The sequence below is a fragment of the Paenibacillus haidiansis genome (genome assembly GCF_036553665.1).
Classification (GTDB): Bacteria; Bacillota; Bacilli; order Paenibacillales; family Paenibacillaceae; genus Fontibacillus; species Fontibacillus haidiansis.
Map to the genome: position 1 here is coordinate 137,774 of NZ_JAZHPZ010000005.1, position 13,637 is coordinate 151,410.

Sequence of the window (13,637 nt, forward strand, 5' to 3'; positions counted from 1 at the left end):
GGCTGACGGCAGCCAAACAACGACACATAAAGGGAAGGTGGAATCACCATGCAAGGGCACCCACATCAATTGTACGAATATCATGTTTGGGCGAACGACCGGTTGTTCGCCCGCCTGGAGCAGCTTCCGGAGGATGTGTTTCATGCGGAAGTGGCGAGCGTATTCCCGTCCGTGGCGCAAACGCTCGGACATATGTACTTATTCGAGCAACTCTATAAGGACGTGCTCACCGAAGTTCCGAACGAGGACATTTTTCCGAAAATCCCGGGTTGGACAGAGGAAGCGAAGGGTAAAAACGTGGATGAAATGCGGCAGCTGTTCGCCGGCGCAGCCGATCAGTTCCGTGATCTGCTGCGGCGTACGCCCGATCCGGACAAGGCGATGACGATCGAGCATCCGCAGTACGGCCGTCTCGATACGCATTTCTCCGACATCATGCAGCATGTGGTCAACCACGGGACATATCACCGCGGCAATATCACCGCGATGTTGAGACAGCAAGGGTATGCCGGGGTCCCGACCGATTATATGTTTTATTTGTTGGAGCGGCAGGAAGCTCGGCAATAAAACGGATGAGAAAAGGCAGGCCCGGTTTCGGGCCTGCCTTTTCGTCTATGCTTTGTCATCCGATTGAGATGACGATCCGATACGGTTATTCGTTATGAAACCTTTGTTTTAACTTTTTTACATGGGCATCCATAATCTCTTCCATACTGATATCATACTTTTTGGCCAGAATAATCAGGTTGCTGCCTCTTCCATTAGGAAGCCGATCCGAATGAACGGACCGTAATCCTCCCATCCTCTTGTTTTATAAAAGGTCTCGACCCAGTGCTGAAATTCCTTTGATTCCATCTCTTCACTTCCATGTCCATATATAGTAACCAATATATCATACCATAACAACATATAGTATTGGGGAAACTATTGAAAAAAATATGTGTATCCAGATAGATAAACCGTATTGACGGGTTTCTGAAGCATACGGAAAGGGAACGATATAACCGAATTCGGTTTTCTTGAAGAGTTTACATAATAAGGCTAAGGTATACCTGAGGAGTGATGGAGATGGCGCGTGTTTTATTTATTAATGGCGGATCGGAGGGGCATATCAATCCCACGATCGGAGTCGTTCAAGAGCTTATTTCCCGTGGAGAAGAAGTGGTGTACTTTTGTATCGAAGCTTTTCGGGAGCGGGTGGAGAAGACGGGGGCTTCCGTACGGACATTTGACGATCAGAAATTTATAAAGGCCTTCGTTTCGGGCGGAAGAGATTATTTACTCGAGAGAATCAACGGTCTTCTGCTTACGTCGGATATCGTCATACCAAGCGTCCTTGAGCAGATCAAAGGAGAGCATTTCGATTACATGATTCATGATTCGATGTTTGGCTGCGGACGCTTGCTTGCTCAAATGCTTAAGCTGCCTGCGATCAGCTCTTGCACCACTTTTGCGCAGACAAAGGAGTCATTGGATCATATTTTGGAGGAGTTCTACGCAAAAGTCCCTGCGGAAACCGTAAAACCGGTCAGCGACAACTATCAAAGCCTGACGGCGAAGGTGAAGGAGAAATACGGCGTGGATATCCATTCTCCTTATGAAGTGTTTTGTAATCCCGCCCCGCTTACCCTCGTTTATACAATAAGGGAGTTCCAACCTGACGCAGAAGCGTTCGACCAAACCTATAAATTCGTGGGCCCGGCCATTTCCCCGCGGTTAAATCAAGATAACTTTGACTTAGCTGTGATCGGGGGGAAGCATCCAATTTACATTTCACTGGGTACCGTTTTTAACCAAGCTGTTGAATTCTATAAGCTATGTTTTGAGGCCTTCGGGAATACGGATCATACGATCGTGATGTCTATTGGGGATAAAGTCCGGATTTCGGATTTAGGAGAAACCCCCGATAACTTCATCGTCAAAAATTATGTTCCGCAAACGGATCTGCTGCAACACGCTAAATTATTTATTACGCATGGCGGCATGAACAGTATCCATGAAGGCCTTTATTACGGGGTTCCGCTCATTGTCATCCCGCAAAGCGCGGATCAGCCGGTCATTGCCGAACAGGTCGCCAAGATCGGAGCGGGGATGAAATTGCAAATGCAAGGCTTAACGGCCGATCAACTGCGTGAAGCCGCAGGTCATGTGTTAAGTCTCCCGTCATACAAGAAAGCTGTTGCGGATATTAGAGATTCCTTCCGGAAATCGGGCGGATATCGCCAAGCGGTTGACGAGATTTTTGAGTTTAAAAGTCAAATCTAAAGTGGCCGGCCCCGCTGTTTTTTAAGCAAACGTTCAGCGCGTTTTAATCTACCTGCGTGGGAAATAGATTACATTAGAAGTATCCCATCCATCAGGAGGAATCCATTATGTCCATCTCTTCTATATCCGGAAGCACATCCGCTTCCTACACCGGCAAGAGCAACTCCGGCTCTTCCGGCAACGCGGACAGTCAAATCAAAGCGCTGGAGAGTCAAAAGTCGCAAATCGAAATCCAAATCAGCAAGCTCGATTCCAGTAGCGGGGACAAGCAGACCAAGCAGGCCCAGGAAAAACAGCTTCAACAACAGATTAAACAAATCGAGACGCAGATTGCCAAACTGCAACAGCAGCAAAACACGGGAACGTCCTCTTCCTCGGACAGTACCTCCTCCCAGCAGGCTTCAGGCAGCTTGAGTTCGAAATCGGCTTCGGGCCCCAACTCTATTTCCACCGCTAAACAGGCGGCTACGACGGACCGTGAGGGTCATTTTGACGTCCGGGTATAAGCAGGTACATAATAAGTTGTAAACATAGCAAAAGGAGCTTGCTGCGGCAGGCTCCTTTTGCTTTTTTTAGCGAAAGAACCATTACCGGTCCATATCGCAAATAAGACGAAAAGTAAAAGAATCATAGATTAATAGGTCATTGCTGCTTTATATATGTCCAAGCATCCTTTTGGCTTGCGCATACTATGTAAAGAGAGCTGATTTACGAAGACAGCTGATGTTAAGAGGAGGGACATTGATGAAAGGATTAATCTTATGCGCCGGCCGCGGCACGAGATTGCGGCCTTCGACTTATACCAAAGCAAAGTGCATGTTGCCCGTAAACGGGGAGTATATTATTGTCTCCATCATTAAGAAACTAGTGGCGGCCGGAGTTACTGATATAGGAATCGTAGTGAGCCCTTCGCAAGGAGAGATCCGGGAAACTATCGGCAACGGGGAGCGGTGGAACGCTTCTTTAACCTTTCTGCTGCAAGAAGAAGCTAAGGGACTGGCGGACGCGGTCAAAAGCGCGCAGTCCTTTATAGGGGATTCTCCTTTTATATTGATGTTGGGCGATAATTTGTACGAGGGGAATATCAAGCCGTTGATCGACTCTTTGGATAGTGATAAATCAGTGGCTTCGATACTTCTTCAGCAAGTGAAGGACCCCCGCCAATTTGGAGTTGCCGTAATCAAGGACGAACAAATTGTCAGCCTGGAAGAGAAGCCCCTATACCCCAAATCCGATCTGGCTATTGTGGGCTTGTATGCTTTTACTGCAGCAATCTGGCCGGCCATCGCAAAGCTTAAGCCTTCCCCCCGCGGAGAATACGAGTTGACGGATGCCATTCAAATGTTGATTTCGGATGGCGGGCATGTATCGTACAGTATAACGACAGCGCCGTTTTTTGATATCGGAACCCATGAACGCTGGCTTAAGGCGAACCGCTACAAGATGGATCAGGATCCGCAGAACTTTGCCGATCCGACCGGCAATTACAGCCTGGTCCAGTGGATTCATCCGGTTAAGGTCGATCCTACCGCCCGGATTGCGAATAGTGTCATTGGACCTCATGTATATATCGGCCCCGACTGCGTCGTCGAAGATTGCATTCTTACGGACAGCATTTTGACGGATCAGGTACGGTTGTCCCATGTTCATGCGGAGGGCAGTGTGTTTGGATCGCATGTTCAAATAGCTGAACAGGAAACTCAGGTGTTGCCGGCCCGTCATATCCTGGGGGATCGTGCAACGGTTACAAGAACTCATCCCGACTTGCCGGACGATTCAAAATAACCCGGACTCTTTCTGGGGAATAGTCCATTCTAGTTCTTACTAGGGAATAGTCCAATCTAGTCGCCAGGGTAAACACATACACTTAAAGTAGTCTAATGCATCAGGCTGTAATGCAAAGCAAACTTTTAAGGGTAGGTGGGCCTGGAGAATGATTGAACTGGTTTTGACTCTCAATGATAAAGACGGGAACTATGCGAAACATGCGGGTGTTGTTCTTGCATCCATCTTTTCCAATACCCAGCAAACGATCAACGTGCACATTGTGCATGATGATACCTTAAGTGAAGAAAACAAAGCAAAGCTCGCCCAGTTGGTGGAAGCATTTCATCACAACATCTATTTTTATCATGTGACCGTTCCCGGGGATCTGCAAGAAGTTGCGGCCAGCGTGAACAAGATTGACTATTGGACCATTGCCAGTATGTACCGTTTGCTGCTCCCGCTGATTATTCCTGCAGACCGGGTAATTTATCTGGACTGCGACATTATGGTCAATATGGATATTAACGATCTGTGGAGCATTGACCTGGGAGACCGTTACATGGGCGCCGTGCTGGATCAGGGTCAAAATTTGCTTGAGTACTTTGCTACACTTGGGCTTGATCCGGAGCGGTATTTTAACTCGGGGGTCATTCTGTTTCATCTGGACAATATTCGCAATAGACCGACCTGGTATGTGGAAATGCTTGATTTCTTGCGCAGACACCCGACGGTGACCATGCCCGATCAGGATGTTCTGAACGCGGTGTATGGCTCCCATTATATACAGATGGAGCAGCGTTTTAATACGTTCGCTCAACCCGGGCTCGATTTGGAGAATAGAATCGTCCATTTCGCCGGGGACAGCAAATGGTGGGATAACAGTTCACCCGCAATACATCTGTATAATAATTTTCTTGCCATGACCCCCTGGGGAAGAGATTATTCATCGGAGCCGGTTTCCGAGCCGCAGCAAGTCAATATCACCCCGGAACCGCCAGCTCTAGAAATGCAGCCTGTGGACCATCCGGTTCTTGAACCCCCGGCTCCTGAAGCTCCGGCCGCCGATGCGTCAGCTCCAGCCCCGGAGGCGTCAGCTCCGGCCTCGGATGGGGTAGAACCGGCCCCGGAAGCGGTACCCCCGGCTCCCGAAATGGTCGCTTCGGTTCCCGTTCATCAACCCGTGAAGCGGCGCAGACGGAGACGCCGCAGATCGTTACGGTTACGGCTCAGACCGAGAAAGAGAAGAGTAATCCGCGCCAAATCCCGTTCCATCAAACGGGTAAAGCTGATTAAGCGTCTTAATCTCAAAAGGAAAAAGGCGCTGCCATCCACAACGAAGAAGCTGCGGCCGGTCAGAAGAAAGCGTACGTTAAAGCGTATCTCTTAAAGGTATATGAAAATGATCTGTCCGTTGCTTCCGCGTATGCATTCGTTCCCGGAACGCGCCCGAAGCGGTTAGAAATGGATATCAAAGTCAAAGTGCATCATGGCATCAAAAAACCCGGCAATTCTGCCGGGTTTTCACTATGTCTAAATGAAATTGCATATCAAGAAGCACTGTGGTATGATATGAGGACTACTGATGTCTTTAAAAAACAACAAATTAACCACATCTTATTTACACTTTAATCTTATCACAGGACATGGCGGTTTGTCAAACATTCTTTTCCACCAATTCGAATGAAGGAGTGCATACGGGAAGATGGCGGACGCGGAGGACTGGAAGCAAGAGCGGGAACGGCTTGATTTGGTTACGAAGAAGCTGCAAGCGAGAATAGACGAACTGGAGCCGGAGGTCGCCGGGCTGCATGATCAGGTGGTTGGTATTCGCAAGCAGTTTTGGGAGGAAGTTACCGTAAACACAAGCACGGATGAGGATTTTGAGGAGACCTTCTACAGTATCAGGCAGCAGGAGGCTCTCTTGTCCGAACGGGAGCGAAGCCAAAGGCTGCGTGTGCAGCAGTGGAAGAACATGAAGCGGCTGCTGTCTTCACCCTATTTTGGACGTATCGATTTCCAGGAAGATGGCTTGAGCTTTACCGAGCAGGTCTACATCGGCGTGTCGTCCTTCGTCGATTCGGACGGCATGAGCTTTCTGGTTTATGACTGGCGCACTCCGATCGCGAGCATGTATTACGATCATTCTCCGGGAGCGGCGGGGTATGACACGCCGGGCGGGGCCGTTTCCGGGATAATGAAGCTGAAGCGGCAGTATCAGATCCGTGACGGCCGGCTGCAGAATGTGTTCGACACAAGCCTGACGATCGGCGACGAATTGCTGCGGCAGGTGCTCGGCAAGGGCGCGGACAATCAGATGAAAAGCATCGTCGCGACGATCCAGAGGGAGCAAAACGCCATTATCCGCGACGACCAAAGCCGGATGCTTATCGTGCAAGGGGCCGCCGGCAGCGGGAAGACCTCGGCGGCGCTGCAGCGGGTAGCGTACCTGCTATATAAACACCGCGAACGGCTCAAGGCGGATCAAATCGTTCTGTTTTCGCCCAATCCGATGTTTAACAGCTACGTCTCGACCGTTCTTCCCGAGCTTGGCGAAGAAAATATGCAGCAGACGACCTTCCAGGAGTATCTTGATTACTGGCTTGGAAGAACGTTTCGTATAGAGGATCCCTTTGACCAGATCGAGTATGTACTGACGGAGCAATCCAACCAAGGATATGAGGCTCGGCTGAAAGGGATTGAATACAAAGCCTCGTTAGAGTTCCTGCGGGCCCTCCGGAGTTACGCGCAGTGGTTGGAGCAAGAGGGGATGGTATTCATAAGCATCCGCTTTCGCGATCGGGATTTGATCACGGCCGAGCAAATGGCCTCCAAGTTTTATAGTTACGACCCTGCCATTCGCTTGTCCAACCGCATCGCTCTGATGCAGGAGTGGCTGCTGCGTGAGCTGTCCCTGCTGGAGAGAAGGGAGCGGGAGGCTCTCTGGGTACAGGAGGAGCTCGATTATCTCGACAAGGATCAGTACGCCGAGGTTTATAATGCACTGCATAAAGAAAGAGGCGTCTTTGACTTTGCCGAACAATATGAAGAAGTCCGCGAAATGCTGAACAATGAACGGAGACCGGACGAGGGCGATTTCAATTATGCCGATCGGGAGGAAGAGCTGCTGCGGAAGATGATCGTGAAGGAGCAGTTTAAGCCGTTGAAGCGTAGCGTAAAAAGGATGTTGTTCATAGATATGGTCGGGCTGTACGTCCAACTTTTTCAAGATGAAGATGCGTTTAAGAAGATGACGGAGGGAGCCGAATCCCCTTCGCTATGGTCGGAAATTTGCGGACAGACCAGGGAGAAGCTGAATCGGCTTGAACTGTTCTATGAGGATGCGACACCGTACCTGTATTTAAAAGAACTTATCGAGGGCGTTCGGACGAACACGGAAATACGGCATGTATTCGTCGACGAGGGGCAGGATTATTCGATGTTCCAGTACGAGTTCCTGAAAAAAATGTTCCCCCGTGCCCGTATGACGGTGCTCGGCGATTTTGGCCAAGCCATCTTTGCACAGGCCACGGAGCTGTACGGTGGGGATTCGCCGCTCGTCCGGCTATACGGCGAATCCGAAACGAGCCTGTTCCGTCTGGTTCGCAGTTACCGTTCAACTCGCGAGATCGTGGAATTCACGAAGTCTCTGCTGCCGAACGCCAAGGAGATCGTGCCCTTTGAACGCAGCGGCAAGAAGCCGCTCCTCGTCAAGGCCGGCGGCGGCGAGCGGCAGGCCGCGCGAATCGCCGGGCATCTCGCGGCGCTTCAGGCGGAGGGCTTCGTTTCCATCGGGGTCATTACAAAAACGGCGGCCGAAAGCAAAGAGGCCTATGATCTCTTGACCTCGCATGGATGCCGGGGGCTGAAGCATGTGACGAAAAACACGCCCACCTTCGAGAAGGGAATATTGGTGATCCCGGTATACCTCGCCAAGGGCGTGGAATTCGATGCCGTTCTCATCTATGACGCATCTTCGCGGACGTATTCCCGGGAGAGCGAGCGCAAGCTGTTTTATACGGCATGCACGCGTGCCATGCACCGGCTTCTGCTTTACGCGAGGGGAGAGTGGAGTCCGTTCATTCAGGCACTGGATTCGTCTTTGTATGAGTTGGATGGGGCGGAGTAAATTGAATAATTCATAGCCTTCAATGGCATGCTATTCCAAAATGCTAATGCCAATGCAGGAGGTTATATGAAACCGTTTAGAACGCTGGCTGCCTGTTTGCTTGCAATAACATTGTGTCAAGGGTGCGGGCAGAACCCCGGTAATAGCAACAACAATCCTGAGGCCAAAAGTCAAAAGATATCACAGGCAGATTTGACGAACCTGAATCCGCGGCTTGGCGGCACGCCTGAACTTCAAGCCGGCGCGGAGGGGAATGTCCGTAAGCCCCATCCGATGTCGCTTGCCGATTTACACAAGAAGTATCCTACTTACTATGTGTTGAACGGGCCTCGGAGTAAACGTCAGGTTGCGCTCACGTTCGACGATGCGCCGGACAATGTGTTTACGCCGCAAGTGCTGGATGCGCTAAAGGCGGCTGGGGTGAAGGCTACTTTTTTTGTGATCGGCAACCGGGCCGAGGCTCATCCCGATATCATGGCCAGGATCGTCCGGGAAGGGCATGTTGTCGGAAACCATTCGTACAGTCATCCAAACTTGCCGAAGCTTGCCGATCCACGGTTTCGTGAAGAGGTAACCCGGACGGACCGGATTATCCGCAGTTATACAGGTTCAACGCCTACCCTATTTCGGCCGCCCTACGGCAATACGGATGAGAACCAGATTCTCTGGCTTACAAGTCTAGGTAAGAGAATTGTCGGTTGGAACGTCGATTCACTTGACTGGAAAGGGCTTGATGCGGACCAGGTGAGCACAAATATACTCGGTCATATTTTACCGGGCTCAATTATTCTGCAGCATGCGGCTGGCGGAGAAGGCGAGGATTTGAGCGGTACGGTCGCCGCGATTCCCCGGATCGTAAAATCTCTGAAAAAGGATGGCGTCGAGTTTGTTACGGTTGACACCTTGCTGAACGTGAAGAGGGATAAGGAGAGTAACAGGACCGGGTCTAAACAGTAAACTTTTTATCCTAGGCTTACCTACGGATGTTTGAAGTTGTGAACAAAGACGGCCTGCCGGAAGAGAATTTCGGTATGGCCGTCTTTGCTTAACTCTTTTACAATGTAGAAAAGACAAGCATGGAAGTGAAAGCATGAAGTACGGGAAGATCGTTCGTGGTTTGTTGGACCGGCGTGTCAACAGGTTTATCGCGGAGGTTATCATTAGCGGAGTAACGGAACAAGTACATATTAAAAATACCGGGCGCTTACAAGAACTGCTTATTCCGGGCACGGAAGTTCTGTTGGAGCTTGGCGGTCACCCCGGACGGAAGACCCGGTTCTCGCTGATCGCGGCGGCCAAGGATGGCCGCTGGGTCAACGTGGATTCGCAGGCTCCGAATAAGGTGGCTTTTGAGGCGGTCAAGGCGGGGAAATTGGTGGAATTGGGTTCAGTGGAAGCAGTGAAGCGGGAAGTGACCTTCGGAGCCTCGCGCTTTGATCTTTATTTTGAAAAGGGCAATGAACGTGGATTTATTGAGGTCAAAGGCGCCACCTTGGAGAAGGAGGGAGTCGCGTTGTTCCCGGACGCGCCGACGGCCAGGGGAGCGAAGCATGTTATGGAAATGGCGCAGGCTGTCAGCCAAGGGTACACCGGCATCATTCTGTTTATTGTGCAAATGAAAGGCTGTCGCGCCTTTGCTCCTAACCGGATAATGGACGCGGCTTTTGCGGATGCTTTAGCCCTGGCCTCGCGGCAAGGCGTGCGGATATTGGCTTATGACTCCATTGTCACGGAGAATGAATTGCTTCTGGGCGAACCTCTGCCGCTGTTGCTAGGGGAAGCTTAAGCTTTTACATTGATCCGTAAGGCAAAATAGGAGCCGGCATCGTCGCCGGCTCCTTGTTTATTATACATTTCGCTTATTTATTCAATAGCATCCATAGCAGCCTCAACTTCCGCCTCCACCGACGCATCCACGAATTGCATGCTGATGGTGTATCCGGTATCTGTTGCCTTTAATAAAAGACTTGTTTTAGTGTTTCCTACATTCCACTCGCTTGATAAGTAGCCTTGGTTGGCAAGGAGCATAAGATTTTGGTTTAATATCGATTGATCAATAGCGTCCCTGTCGATAACATTGGAGCCTTCGACCGGTTCTCCATATTGTTCAACTATACTATCGAGCATACCGGCGTAATAGCCGAGTAACCCGGCTTCATCAATGCCGGAAACGTCTGGGACAAATGCGACTTTGGCCAGTTTGTTTTTATAAAATACGTATAATTCCTCAGGGTCATTAGGCGAATCTTGATACAACAGGAGATAAATATCCCCTTGTCCTCCTTCGTCGATTAGCAGGCTTTGACTGGAAGCCGCCTTAAATTGATCGAGGGCGACTCCCCATGCTGGAACAGGGGCGGTTGCTGTCGGCTTCTCCCCGATCCAGGCGATACCCTGAGAAGCGTCGGCTCCGATCGATTTTCCGGTTAATTGCCGGACGGCCGATAAAGGTATGTACGTGGTTCCGTTCAGCGCCTTGACCGGTGCGGAAAGGGTAACTTCGGACCCGTTGATGTCGGCTTTATTGCTTCCCGGCTTCACGGTGATATAAGAGCCGGTCGAATTCTTGGCCGTAATTGCCTTCGTCCGGCTATCGACGGTCGTGGTATAATTTAGCTCGATTAGAACCGACTTCATCGGTATGAGCGTGGTGTTGCTTTCCACAACGGTCGGAAATTGCGCGGGTGAAACCTTCCCGTCAATATAGAGGGTGTAAGAAGCGGGGGCAGCGGCGAAAATCGAGGGAGCAAAAGAGAAAAGACCGGCGATCACAGCCAGGCATCCCATAAGTGTTAGATAAACTGCTTTTTTCATAGCGTCTCCTTTACCATGCGTTTTTGGATTCAAATTCAAAATCTTAGGACTATTCTCTTAAATATAGCATGGTTGCACGCAAATATTGTTCCATAATTTTCCTGATTGTAGAAATTTAATTTAGGGAGTAATGACGGATGCGAATATTGTACGAGGATCGGGATGAGAATTGGGGGAAGCTGATTGTTTACGAAGTATCCCATTTCGATGGGGAATACGGGAGCTACCGCGTTCTGGCCTTTTCGGAGGGAGCCGCTCAGGGAGTTATGGACTTAGGGTGTCCGGATCGTATCGTATTTGAGTATCCTCGGGCCATTCTTCATCTGATGGAAACTTATATTCCGGACTATAATGATGTCTATGTCATCGGTCTCGGCATCGGAACCCTCCCCGCCCGGCTTCGGGATAAACGGGTGAAGGTGGCGGAGGTCGATCCGCGGGTACGGGAGATCAGCCGTCGTTATTTCGGCTACTCCTCATCCAATGTGGACGTAGGCGACGGACGAGACTTACTGGAAAGAGAGCCGGATCACGCATATGATTTCCTGATTCTCGATGCTTTTACGGAGAAGGACACTCCGCAGCATCTGCTTTCGGAGCAATTCTTCCGGTTATGCAAGGACAAGCTGCACGAGCGGGGCGGGCTGATCATGAATTTGTTTGGCCGCGGGCCGTCCGACCCCATAATCCGTGCCGTTCGCACCACGCTGCGGGCGGTATTTTCTTATACTTCCTGCTTTGAACTGCCGCAGACGGAGGCGGCCGCTCCAAGAAATATCCTGATCATGGGAGCCTGTCAGCCGATACGCTTCCGTGAAAAAGGGATGGCCGGTTTCGTTCCGATTGTGCCGGAGGAAGGGTATTTGATCCGCGACCGGAATGAAAAATTCCGATTGTAAAATTCGGACATGAACGGTATAATTCATCACTTATGAGAGGTACAAGGCAAAGGAGCTTGAATATCATGAATAACTACGGAATACGGGACAATGCAATGATTACCGTCGCGGGTACGGTCGGAGTGGGGAAATCGACGCTGACCACGGCGCTCGCCGGGCGGCTGGGGTTCAGGACTTCGCTGGAAAAGGTCGATCATAACCCTTATCTGGAGAAGTTTTATGACGATTTTGAGCGCTGGAGTTTTCATTTGCAAATCTATTTCCTGGCCGAACGATTTAAGGAGCAGAAAGCCATTTTCGCCGCGGGCGGAGGGTTTGTCCAGGATCGTTCCATCTATGAAGATACCGGGATATTCGCCAAAATGCACGCCGATCAGGGCACGATGTCGGCGACGGACTATCAAACGTATACCAGTCTGTTTGAGGCAATGGTAATGACGCCTTATTTTCCGCACCCTGACGTGCTTATCTACTTGGAAGGCAGTCTGCCCGCCATTCTGTCCCGTATTCAAGAGCGCGGCCGCGAAATGGAGATTCGGACGGAGCGCTCGTACTGGGAGCGGATGCATGCCCGGTATGCCGAGTGGATCGAAGGCTTCACCGCTTGCCCTGTGCTGCGGCTGAACATCGAGGGATACGATGTGAACGACCCGGCTTCACTGGATGAGATTATTCGCCAAATCAGCGAAACGATTGAACGAACCAAGCCTGTATACTTCGGGTGATTTCAGACGTGAACTTCAGCTATTATTTCGGCTACGTGACGTGATAGTGTTTTAACTTCCTATGTATTTCAGACCGGACTCCCGTACGGCATTCAGTTCTTCCGCTGTCATAGTTCCGGCTTGATACAAGTTCAAATATTCTTGCGAAACGCTTTGATTAAAAATAAGCAGATCGTCCGTATTAATCGTTACGGGTACTCCATGATCGTACAGTTTTCTAATGGGATGGGCAGCATAGCTGTCGGCTACCTTGAGCATGACATTGCTTGTAGGACAGATATTCAACCGGATGCGGTGATCCGCTAGCCAATTCATAATTCGAGCGGAGGAGGCTGCGGCAATGCCATGATGCACTTCATGGAGCTCCAGTTCGTACACCGCCTCCATCACGTCATCCGCACTTCCGAACTCTCCTACATGAGCTTTTAAAATCAAGCCCGCAGCCTTGGCCTGTCTGTAAATCGGTTTGAAATTCCGGATCGGCTGGGCCAGCTCGTCGTTGCAAATATCGATGGATTTGAACCAACGATAGGACAACACTTCATCCAGACGGCTCAGAAGTGCGGGTTCGATCGGACATTCGCGCCCGAAAGACAATTCGGGAAAGAATGCGGCCTCGGGAGCATATTGCCGGTGAAGCTCATCCATAATCGCCGTAAAAGAAGCGACGCCTCCTAATGCGTCCACTTCGTCCAGACCAAAATTTAATGCCAATACGGCAATGTTGTCATGTCGGGCTTGAACGAAGGAGGCTTCGATCCGCTTTAGATAGCCGGGAACTCCGGGACAGTGGCATTTCACGTTGTTTTGAAACCATTGTTGCATGTGGGACAATGAGTCGAAGGGTTTATCCGGTGGGGCAATCTTTGTATTGGCCCACGCCTCAATGTATTTCAGATTTCCGCCCCGGCCGGCGTGATTGTGCAAATCACTTTTAGGGACGCCCTGCAACTCGGGAAGCGAATTGGCATGCAATGTGGCGATGAATTGCTCTTTCATGCTTGCCCGCCTTTCTGTATCTGACTTTGTCTGATATGTGCC

12 protein-coding genes and 1 pseudogene are annotated in these 13,637 nt (G+C 50.4%); 10 read left to right on the forward strand and 3 right to left on the reverse strand.

The genetic code is table 11. The features are described from left to right. Positions 1-48: 48 nt before the first annotated feature. Entirely contained in the window at positions 49-567 is a 519-nt protein-coding gene (locus V3851_RS12230) for a DinB family protein (RefSeq protein ID WP_331846818.1), read from the forward strand. An 85-nt stretch (positions 568-652) separates the two neighbouring features. Here the strand turns inward: V3851_RS12230 and V3851_RS12235 are convergent. Further along, positions 653-855: pseudogene (locus V3851_RS12235) on the reverse strand (hypothetical protein). A 213-nt stretch (positions 856-1,068) separates the two neighbouring features. Here V3851_RS12235 and V3851_RS12240 point away from each other — a divergent pair. The 7 genes from V3851_RS12240 (at position 1,069) to sfsA (ending at position 9,944) form a co-directional block, all read left to right on the forward strand. Then, on the forward strand, positions 1,069-2,265 hold the full coding sequence (locus V3851_RS12240; protein WP_331846819.1) for a macrolide family glycosyltransferase: 1,197 nt from the start codon (positions 1,069-1,071) through the stop codon (positions 2,263-2,265). Between the two features lie 107 nt (positions 2,266-2,372). After that, positions 2,373-2,771, forward strand: a complete 399-nt coding sequence (locus V3851_RS12245) for a FlxA-like family protein (RefSeq protein WP_331846820.1) — start codon at positions 2,373-2,375, stop codon at positions 2,769-2,771. Between the two features lie 238 nt (positions 2,772-3,009). Further along, on the forward strand, positions 3,010-4,050 hold the full coding sequence (locus V3851_RS12250) for a sugar phosphate nucleotidyltransferase (RefSeq protein ID WP_331846821.1): 1,041 nt from the start codon (positions 3,010-3,012) through the stop codon (positions 4,048-4,050). 148 nt (positions 4,051-4,198) lie between these two features. Next, positions 4,199-5,419 carry a glycosyltransferase family 8 protein gene (locus tag V3851_RS12255; RefSeq protein WP_331846822.1) on the forward strand — a complete coding sequence of 407 codons (1,221 nt, stop codon included), beginning with the start codon at positions 4,199-4,201 and terminating at the stop codon, positions 5,417-5,419. A 315-nt stretch (positions 5,420-5,734) separates the two neighbouring features. Further along, the gene (helD, locus tag V3851_RS12260) at positions 5,735-8,158 is read left to right on the forward strand and encodes an RNA polymerase recycling motor HelD (protein WP_331846823.1); all 2,424 of its coding nucleotides are present in this window, start codon (positions 5,735-5,737) and stop codon (positions 8,156-8,158) included. A gap of 66 nt (positions 8,159-8,224) precedes the next feature. Next, on the forward strand, positions 8,225-9,115 hold the full coding sequence (locus V3851_RS12265; RefSeq protein ID WP_331846824.1) for a polysaccharide deacetylase family protein: 891 nt from the start codon (positions 8,225-8,227) through the stop codon (positions 9,113-9,115). Between the two features lie 133 nt (positions 9,116-9,248). Next, positions 9,249-9,944, forward strand: coding sequence for a DNA/RNA nuclease SfsA (gene sfsA / locus V3851_RS12270; protein ID WP_331846825.1), 696 nt, complete (start codon positions 9,249-9,251; stop codon positions 9,942-9,944). Between the two features lie 77 nt (positions 9,945-10,021). Here sfsA and V3851_RS12275 read toward each other — a convergent pair whose 3' ends face one another. After that, positions 10,022-11,005: a copper amine oxidase N-terminal domain-containing protein gene (locus V3851_RS12275; protein WP_331846826.1), complete on the reverse strand. Its 984-nt coding sequence runs from the start codon at positions 11,003-11,005 to the stop codon at positions 10,022-10,024. 104 nt (positions 11,006-11,109) lie between these two features. On the opposite strand from V3851_RS12275, the gene V3851_RS12280 reads away from it, so the two are divergent. Both V3851_RS12280 and V3851_RS12285 read left to right on the forward strand, forming a co-directional pair. Beyond that, complete coding sequence (locus V3851_RS12280; protein WP_331846827.1) at positions 11,110-11,871, forward strand: spermidine synthase; 762 nt, start codon at positions 11,110-11,112, stop codon at positions 11,869-11,871. 65 nt (positions 11,872-11,936) lie between these two features. Beyond that, a complete protein-coding gene (locus V3851_RS12285) occupies positions 11,937-12,596 on the forward strand; it encodes a deoxynucleoside kinase (RefSeq protein WP_331846828.1) in 660 nt (219 codons plus the stop codon). A gap of 51 nt (positions 12,597-12,647) precedes the next feature. On the opposite strand, the gene V3851_RS12290 is transcribed toward V3851_RS12285, so the two are convergent. After that, positions 12,648-13,595 carry an amidohydrolase family protein gene (locus V3851_RS12290; RefSeq protein WP_331846829.1) on the reverse strand — a complete coding sequence of 316 codons (948 nt, stop codon included), beginning with the start codon at positions 13,593-13,595 and terminating at the stop codon, positions 12,648-12,650. Between the last annotated feature and the right edge of the window lie 42 nt (positions 13,596-13,637).

What these genes read in the sequence shown, in the direction of transcription:
- V3851_RS12230 (WP_331846818.1), top strand. Translation starts at nt 49, where the DNA reads ATGCAAGGGCACCCACATCAATTGTACGAATATCATGTTTGGGCGAAC.
- V3851_RS12240 (WP_331846819.1), top strand. Translation starts at nt 1,069, where the DNA reads ATGGCGCGTGTTTTATTTATTAATGGCGGATCGGAGGGGCATATCAAT.
- V3851_RS12245 (WP_331846820.1), top strand. Translation starts at nt 2,373, where the DNA reads ATGTCCATCTCTTCTATATCCGGAAGCACATCCGCTTCCTACACCGGC.
- V3851_RS12250 (WP_331846821.1), top strand. Translation starts at nt 3,010, where the DNA reads ATGAAAGGATTAATCTTATGCGCCGGCCGCGGCACGAGATTGCGGCCT.
- V3851_RS12255 (WP_331846822.1), top strand. Translation starts at nt 4,199, where the DNA reads ATGATTGAACTGGTTTTGACTCTCAATGATAAAGACGGGAACTATGCG.
- helD (WP_331846823.1), top strand. Translation starts at nt 5,735, where the DNA reads ATGGCGGACGCGGAGGACTGGAAGCAAGAGCGGGAACGGCTTGATTTG.
- V3851_RS12265 (WP_331846824.1), top strand. Translation starts at nt 8,225, where the DNA reads ATGAAACCGTTTAGAACGCTGGCTGCCTGTTTGCTTGCAATAACATTG.
- sfsA (WP_331846825.1), top strand. Translation starts at nt 9,249, where the DNA reads ATGAAGTACGGGAAGATCGTTCGTGGTTTGTTGGACCGGCGTGTCAAC.
- V3851_RS12280 (WP_331846827.1), top strand. Translation starts at nt 11,110, where the DNA reads ATGCGAATATTGTACGAGGATCGGGATGAGAATTGGGGGAAGCTGATT.
- V3851_RS12285 (WP_331846828.1), top strand. Translation starts at nt 11,937, where the DNA reads ATGAATAACTACGGAATACGGGACAATGCAATGATTACCGTCGCGGGT.
- V3851_RS12290 (WP_331846829.1), bottom strand. Translation starts at nt 13,595, where the DNA reads ATGAAAGAGCAATTCATCGCCACATTGCATGCCAATTCGCTTCCCGAG.